Raw genomic sequence first — 7,808 nt, forward strand, 5'->3', positions numbered from 1 at the left:
TCCCCACAGCCGGGTCGGGGTGCTCTCGAAACCGGCCAGGGTGTCGCCGTACTCAGGGTCTTCCCGGAAGTCGTGACCGCCGTCGGCGTCGTGGCCAAAGGGTGTGCACGAGCAGACTCGTGGGCCGATTCTCCTGAGCGGACCACACCACGTCGAACGTGTTGGTGATCTGTCGGGGCGGCAGGGTGCACGCTGCGTGCCCCTGCCGGAGATCCTCGGCCACTCGATCTTCGGTGGCACGCGGCCGGGCCCGTCAGGGTTCGATGTTCGATGGCAACGCTCAAGATTCCACTGACTGTCCCATGGCACATGATCTTGACCGTTTGCCGGATGATCTTGACTCGTCGCCCGAGTGGTTCGTCCGCGGTTGCAAGGCGGCCGGCCGGGCCCTGTGACCGCCCTACGTGGAGGACGGGAGGGAAGCGGAGTTGCGGCGGGTCCCTTCCAGGTGGGTACCGATGTACCGGGCGAGGGTAGGGCCGTCCTGGGGATTGTCGGCCTGGAAGGAGATGCGGCGGAGCAGGAGGACGTCATCGAGTGTGATGCCCTCGCGGGCGAGGACGAAGACGAGGGTGAGGAACGCGGCGCGGGCGTTGCCGTCGTCGAAGGGGTGGAAGAAGCAGACGTCGAGGTGGGCGCGTGCGGCGCGGGCGGTGAGGGGCAGCGGGTTGTCGGCGCCGATGGCGCTTTCGGCCAGGCAGGAGTCCAGCTGCGCGCGCGTGTCCGGGGCGATGCCGTAGCGTTCCCGGCCTTCCTTGGCGAAGGCGGGCATGGTGCGCAATGGCGGCGCCTGCCGTGTGCCCAGGACGTGCTGTTGCCATCCGCGCAGGAGTTCGAAGTCCAGGGACGCGCCGCGCGCCGCGTCGGCCCGTGCCAGTTCCAGTGCGGCGAGCATGCCTTCGGCGCGGGCGGGATCAATGGCGCCGTCGAACGCGCGGATGTCGTCGGCGGCGCCGTCCTGCGACGGGGTCACCGGTTGGTCCGCGCCGGCGTCGGGGCACTCCCGCCAGGGAACGGCCGCGCGCACCGCGAGCCAGGTCTGCAGGTGGTCCGGCACAGGCCGCCCGGATCGTTCGCCGTGGCTGGGGCGCAGCGACAATGAGAGCCGCTCCGCGATGTCCTCGACCAGCACCGCGTCGGGGCCTGTCCAGCTCCGGAACCGTCCCCCGATCGCCTGGTCCACCATGCCCTCGGCGGCCCCGGGTTCGACGCCCCAGCGGGTGAGGAACCAGGTGAGTACCTGGCGGCAGTGTCCGTACCAGCCGCTGCCGCCGCCAGTGCGGTCGGACACCTGCAGGATCAGGTTGCGGGCGGCGCGCTCCCATAGGATCCGCTGTTCCTCGACCGAGGCCAGGTCCAGCGGGTGGGCCTCGAACCACGCGGCGAGGCTCTCCAGCCACGCGCGCCACTCGCACAGCGCCGCAGCGACCCGGGCGAGCGTCTCCTGCGATGTGGTGATCGAGTGCGGTGGGCAGCACCAGCTCCCGACCGGGCCCCCGTCGAAGTCGCCTTCGTCGTGTGCCCAACGCCAGCCCACGGCCCAGACGCCGTATCGGTCGATGAGGGCATGTGACATCGCGTCGGCCCACGGCCTGCCCTTGTCCCGGGTCCAGGCCCTCGGGGCTGGACCGTCGGGGCGTGAGGGCACCCGTGCGGCAGGCCCGAGGAACCGCACCACCCGCGGGGTTGCGTCGGCGTCGAAAGGGTGTCGGGCAGGGTCGACGTCGTCCCAGCTCAGATAGGCAGGGGACAGTTCATGAATCACCGCCCAAGCCTCCCGATCGTCCGGCTTTCGATCAAGGGGATTCCCGATGCACATGTCCCGTGACAGACGATCTTGACCGATCGGCGTGAGCGGGATCGTGTTCAGCGGCGGGTGGTGGGCCGGCCCGCTCGGGAGAGCAAGGTGTTGACGCTGCTGTAGGTGAGCGTGAGGTTCGGCCGAGATGTCGCTGCAGCGCCCCGGTTTCGGGTGTCAGCGGTGGTGGGTGCGTCAGCCCCGTCGAGGGGAACGAGTGGGGCGATCTTGGTGACATCTTGCCGCGCGCCGCGGTGACGTGAGCCCGTGTCCGCCAGGGCCGTGCCGGCCGGATCCCCTTCGTCTCCGTGGCCAGCCTGCCCGCCGGCCGGCCCGTGGTGCGCTCGAGCAGTGCCACGAGCAGTCGCGTCACGCGTCCGGCGGATGGCGACCGGCAGGTGGCAAGCCGTATGCGCCCGGAAGGACGACTCATGAACGGCTCCTCGCGGTCGGCCGAGGCGGCGCATCCGCGAGGAGCGCGCGCAGGAACGGGGGCTGGAGAATCATCGTCAGGTTGCCGGGCCGGGCCGGGCCGGGCCTGTGCCGGTCCCGCGGTCCCGCCGGTCCCGTGGTGGGGTGCGGCTCAGCGGATGAGCCGGTTGGCGGGCAGCAGGCTGGTCCCCGCCGCCGCGAGTGCGGTGCCGACCGCCCCGGGAGCGGGCATCCCGCTCATGGCCGCGAGTGCTCCCATCGCTGCGCCGGCCAGGATCGAGATCAGCCCGATCAACGCGGCGCGCTGGGTCAGCAGCGCCTCATCGCGGTCGTCGGTCTCTGCCATGTTCGTCCCCCTCATTGTTCTCACGGATCTGCTGGCTTTCCTGTCCGGTCAACGGACCGACTGCAGGAAGTCGCCGGTGTCGTTCACGACGAAGAACGACCAGCCGTTGCGGTTGGGCGCGACCTTGGGGTTGTACGCCTGGAGTACGGCTGCTGCCGCACCGCTCGGCGACTTGTACCGGCCCGCGGCGGGCCCGGCGGTGATTTCCAGGGAGCGCGTGGCGGGGTCGTACCGACCGTCCACGCGGTTCCCCTCGTAGACGACGTGCACGGCCAGAGCGGCGTCCTCCTCCACTCCGGGCGCGGGCGTCCTGGGGGAGCGGGGCCCGTGCTCGAAGTGCTCGACCAGGCGGCGCACCGCCTCTCCTTCGTCCACCGCCCAGGCCCGCGCCAGCAGCCTCACCCGCGCGTAGGTGGCGCCGTCCAGCTCGATGTTCTTGCCCGTCATTTCGCTCACGGGAAGAACACTACAGCAAATAGCGGAAATATGAGAACAATGAGAGCCTGCCGTGCGTCACTTCTCCCCAGGAGCTCTTGTGGCTTACCCCACGACAACCACCGCCCGCCCGGCGGCGGGCAGGGAGAGGCCCCCGCCAGAGCACTCGGAAGCGGTCGGGGGAGCTGGGCCTTCAGGGCTGGGCGGGTCGGATTTGCCTCGGAGGTGCGATGGTGGTGTGCGTAGTCCAGCCACAGTCCGCCGGTGACCCGGTTGCGGACACCGAGTCGATGGCCGCATGTTCGGCCACCCTGGCACCGGGCTTAGCCAACGACACCGACGCCTGCGCACAGACGCCGCCGCACCGCGCGACAGCCTTCCCAACGCCATGGTCCTCGGCAGGAGGCCGTAGCACCCCGCGGCCGAGGAGACCTGCTTCGACGCCGGCCCGGACCGCACCTACAGGACCCGCTACCGCCGCCCACACGACCGCGCGGGCAGCCGCCCGCCCGCCACCACACCACAGCGCCCCGAGACCTCCAACCCGTCCGCCCATGACGGCCACACCGACTCTGCCCGGCACCCGGCACCGCGCCCACCAGACCGTCTCGTGCGACCGCGGCACTGCGCCTCGCGGCCCAAGCTGTCCGAGGAGCAGCCCTGAGCTGGCTACGGCGTACTCCACCGCCTGACCATTACATAACTGACTGACAGGCAGAACACCAACACCACAGCCTACTTGCTTGAAGCCTGCAGCTCACCACACACCCACTTTATGTATCGCACATGCTAGGGTCTGCGTTACATCCCGGCCGTTCTTCCTGCTGCGCTGCCGCGCTCCCTTTCCCCGGAGGCCCTGGTGCCCGCCGCATTCGCCCCACCACCCGACCCCACCACCCACAGCCCGGCCGCACCCGCCATGTCGCTGGGCGTGCACAAGGCCCGACCGCTACTGCCCCAACTCATCCGGGACGCCGAGCAGGGCACCATCACCGAACTCACCCGCGGCGAGGAAGAACGGGCCCTGCTCATCTCCGCCCACCTGGCCACCGCAGCAGGCCTACCCACGGCCGGTGCGCCCGCCTTCGGCATCGCCGAAGCCCGCCCCGTCCTCGGCGACCTGGTCGCCCACGCCGCCGCCGGCACCCCGCAGGTACTGCTGCGCCACAAGCGCCCAGTGGCCGTCCTGACCTGTGCCACCGCCCTCCTGCCGACCGCCGGCACACCACCACCGCCGACCAGTGCGACCACAATGCCAGCCCTGCCGAGCACCTCAACCGACCCCCGCACCGCCCCACCGGTGGCCCCCGCCAAGGCCCCGGCCACCGCGCCCGCCCCGGCCCCTGGACCCGCCGCGACCGCCGAGCCCGATTCGCCCGCCGCCCAGGCCACCGCCGCCGCTGCGCCCGCCCCCGTACCCGCCGCCGCTGCGCCGTCGTCCCCACGCCGCCGGCCCGCCCCGCTCGGGGAAGTCCTCGACACCCTGCTGCCCGCCGCCGCCACAGCCGGAGACGGCGAGCAAGCCCCGCTGGTGGGCCTGCCGACCGGCATCACCACCCTCGACATCGCCCTGGGCGGCCTGCAGCCCGGCCGGTTCTACCTGGTCGCCGGCGCTCCCGGCACAGGAGCGAGCCTGCTGACCCTCAGCGCCGCCCGCAACACCGCACTCACCCAGCACCGCACCGTCCTGTACGCCGCCTCCGGGCCGACCCGGGCCGACATCGCCGCCCGCCTGATCGCCGCCCACACCCCGACCGACTACCGCCGCCTGCGCGCCGGAACCCTCGACGACGCCGACCGACAAGCCGCCGCCCGCACCGCCGAGCTCCTTGCCGCAGCGCCATTGCTGATCGACGACGGGACCGGCCTGGACGCCGAAGCGATCACCACCACCGCCGCAGACATCCCCGACCTTGCCCTCGTAGCGGTCGACCGCCTCCAGACCGCCCCAGACCCCCGCCTGCCCCTGTCCGGCCCCCACGCCCTCGCCGACGCCGGCCAGGCCCTCGCCCACCTCGCCCGCACCCACCACATCCCGGTGCTGGCCGCCCTCGACACCGACAACCCCGACCTGATCACCGCCCTGGCCGCCGACGTCACCCTCACCCTCACCCCCGACACCACCACCACCGCCGCTCCCGGCACCGGCGCCGGCCGTGTCCGTCTCGCCATCGCCGAACGCGACCTCGGCCACCTCGCCACCATCACCCTGACCACTGACCCGGCCCACGCCCGCCTCACCGATGACCACGCAGCCACTGCACCCGCCACCAGCCTTGCCCCGACGCCGAAGGCACCCCAGACACCCGGCACAGCCACAGAACGCCCCCAAGAGCCCGCCACCCCCCACCCCAGCACCGCCGACTCACCCACCCCTGCCACTCCGGTCGCGACAGACACCCACAACCCCCGCCACAGCAGCCCCGCCGCGCCCCACCCCGACCCCAACCGTGCGGCCCCGGACAGCCAGCCCGAGCAGGCCCCCGCCCGTCCGCCGCACCCGGCCCTGACACCCACAGCCCGGACTCCCCATAGCCGCCCCACACCGACGGCCGACCGCCCCAGCTACGCCGGCCGGGACTACGGCTACTACCTCGACATGATCAGCACAGTCGTCGATGACGCCCTCCGCGAGCACGATGGTGACACCGAGGCCGCCACCACTGCCCTGGAACTGAAGGCCATCCCCAACGGAATGGCCCTGTTCGAGGCGACCCGCGTCGGCGCCACCTATGAACACACGGTCTATCCGGAGCGCCTGGAATTCCTCTCCAAGAAGACCAGGAACGGCGCTGACGACGTGTGGGAGGGCCGCCACCGATGGGAGAACATCCCGCTCATGGAGGCCCTCAGGACAGGCACTGCAGACAGCATCACGGTGAACGTCATGGACACCAACGCGGCCTACCTGAGCGCGATGAAGACCCATCTGCCGATCGGCGCCCTGCAGCACCGGCCCGATGGCGGCTTCGACCCCAAACGCTCAGGCGTGTACCGCCTGGCCAAGCGCCCCCCCTGGGAACACCCGCACCTGCCGGACCCGATCGGCAACCGCCACGAGAGCGGCCCGCTCCTCCTGGACGACGCGACGATCCGCCTGCTGATCCGCTGTCACAAGCTGGGCCTGGCCGAGACCCCGCACATCACCGAGTGCTGGACCTCCGGCGCCACGGAAAGCCTGCTGGAAAAGTTCCGCCGCGTCCTGACCCTGGCCCGCGAAACCGCCATCACCACCGGCGACGAAGTCACCGAACGATACGTCAAAGCCATGTACGCGAAATTCGTCTCCACCATCGGCGAATCCACCCACAACCGCGACCTCCGCCGACCCGACTGGATGCACATCATCCGATCCCAGGCATTCGCGAACCTCTGGTTCAAGGCGAAGCGCGCCCACGAAAGCGGCCTGACGGTCGTTCGACTGCGCGGCACGGACGAACTCCACATCACCGGCGAGACCGACTGGCGTACCGTCTTCACACAAGGCCGGCTGACGACGCAGACGAAACTGAAGGACCAGTACACCCTCCCCCTCAGCTCGAAGCGGAGCTCCTGAGCCATGTCCACCGACGGATGGAAGAACTTCGGACGCTACGGCGCCGACCGCGACCGGGGAAACGTCCACGGCAGAATCGCCCTCGGCCGCGCACTCGAAGACGCCCTGGAACGCATGATCGTCAAAGGCGGCGTCAAATCCCCGGCGACCACCCGCCGCGGCCTGATGGCACGAATGAAGTACCTCACCACCTCCAAGGGCGGAGCGCGGGCCCTGGCCGAAGCAGGCATCACCGCCACACCGAAGACCATCCGTGCCTGGACCCGAGGCACCCAGCGGCCCCGCCCGGCCAACCTGGAGGCCATCGACACCGCCTACTGGAATCTGCGCGCAGCGAACGTACGCGCCAACCCCTCCGCCTTCAAACGACACCTCAACCGCCAGGGCCGGGGCACCAAGATCGAGATCCATCCCGTCAACCAGGCCGTCGTGGAACCCAAACGCCGACGCGACAACCTGCGGGTACGCAGCTTCCAGGTCCGCTACGTCTGGGACGAGGCGGCCGACGCGATGGTCACTGGGGACCTGGACGCCCTCGAAGGCATCTGGGACGACGTCATCAGCGAGCTCGACTCCGACTGGGGCGCCTACACCTACGTCTCCCATATCGGGCTGGGAGCCTGACAGGGAGTCGGGAAGCTCGACGGAGAGTCAGAAGCATTACAGCTTTCGAGGGCCGAAGGTTATGTAATGGCAGTACATACCTTTCCGGAGACAGGTACTCGCGGGAGAACGCGCAAAGCGATACAGAATCCGGGGCCGGCGAGCGTCCCTGGCCCGGACGAAGCACGATACGCAGCCGGAGGCAGCAGCGACATGACACCAGGAAGCCTGAAATTGGCATAGACCACATGCCCACAGTGGAATCTGGCAGAAAATCACTGAGCGCAACCCCGCAGAAAGCTCGACCGCCCGCACAATCGACCGAACTCGGGAGAGCGAAGGCGCCCGGAGGGCGCAGCCGAAGCCGAGACGGGCCGGCCTCCTGCAGCGCAAGGCGTAACCGAATCCGCCGACGAGAGCATCAACTAGGTATATTTATAAGAGAGTTGATGGATCTGCATCTGCAGATCGGAAATGATGTCTACTGACGGCAAGTTATGTACCGATCCCAGCAGAGACCTGATTGCCGGAATCTGACTGGGCTACGCTGACCCTAGTCAGCCGGCGTCGCGGAGCGACGCAGCGTCATCCGTCGCGGGACGCGACGGCGCGTCATGTCTGCGGAGCAGACGGCGCGC

General features: G+C 70.0%; 5 protein-coding genes. 2 read left to right on the top strand and 3 right to left on the bottom strand.

The features are described 5' to 3' along the window. Positions 1 to 400: 400 nt before the first annotated feature. The 3 genes from AC060L_RS32330 to AC060L_RS32340 all read right to left on the bottom strand — a co-directional run bounded on the left by AC060L_RS32330 (position 401) and on the right by AC060L_RS32340 (position 3,023). Positions 401 to 1,576, bottom strand: coding sequence for a Fic family protein (locus tag AC060L_RS32330; RefSeq protein WP_483802536.1), 1,176 nt, complete (start codon positions 1,574 to 1,576; stop codon positions 401 to 403). Between the two features lie 805 nt (positions 1,577 to 2,381). Next, positions 2,382 to 2,576 (bottom strand): hypothetical protein, encoded by a 195-nt coding sequence (locus tag AC060L_RS32335; protein WP_483802537.1) that lies wholly within the window; start codon positions 2,574 to 2,576, stop codon positions 2,382 to 2,384. 48 nt (positions 2,577 to 2,624) lie between these two features. Continuing rightward, positions 2,625 to 3,023 (bottom strand): hypothetical protein, encoded by a 399-nt coding sequence (locus AC060L_RS32340; protein ID WP_483802542.1) that lies wholly within the window; start codon positions 3,021 to 3,023, stop codon positions 2,625 to 2,627. A gap of 847 nt (positions 3,024 to 3,870) precedes the next feature. Here AC060L_RS32340 and AC060L_RS32345 point away from each other — a divergent pair. Both AC060L_RS32345 and AC060L_RS32350 read left to right on the top strand, forming a co-directional pair. After that, complete coding sequence (locus AC060L_RS32345; protein WP_483802538.1) at positions 3,871 to 6,567, top strand: DnaB-like helicase C-terminal domain-containing protein; 2,697 nt, start codon at positions 3,871 to 3,873, stop codon at positions 6,565 to 6,567. A 3-nt stretch (positions 6,568 to 6,570) separates the two neighbouring features. Beyond that, positions 6,571 to 7,191, top strand: a complete 621-nt coding sequence (locus AC060L_RS32350; RefSeq protein ID WP_483802539.1) for a hypothetical protein — start codon at positions 6,571 to 6,573, stop codon at positions 7,189 to 7,191. Positions 7,192 to 7,808 lie beyond the last annotated feature (617 nt).

It is taken from the genome of Kitasatospora sp. NEAU-69 (genome assembly GCF_057158765.1).

Bases quoted from the DNA above. Each gene is read 5' to 3' on its own strand.
- AC060L_RS32330 (WP_483802536.1), bottom strand. From the start codon at position 1,576: ATGTCACATGCCCTCATCGACCGATACGGCGTCTGGGCCGTGGGCTGG.
- AC060L_RS32335 (WP_483802537.1), bottom strand. From the start codon at position 2,576: ATGGCAGAGACCGACGACCGCGATGAGGCGCTGCTGACCCAGCGCGCC.
- AC060L_RS32340 (WP_483802542.1), bottom strand. From the start codon at position 3,023: ATGACGGGCAAGAACATCGAGCTGGACGGCGCCACCTACGCGCGGGTG.
- AC060L_RS32350 (WP_483802539.1), top strand. From the start codon at position 6,571: ATGTCCACCGACGGATGGAAGAACTTCGGACGCTACGGCGCCGACCGC.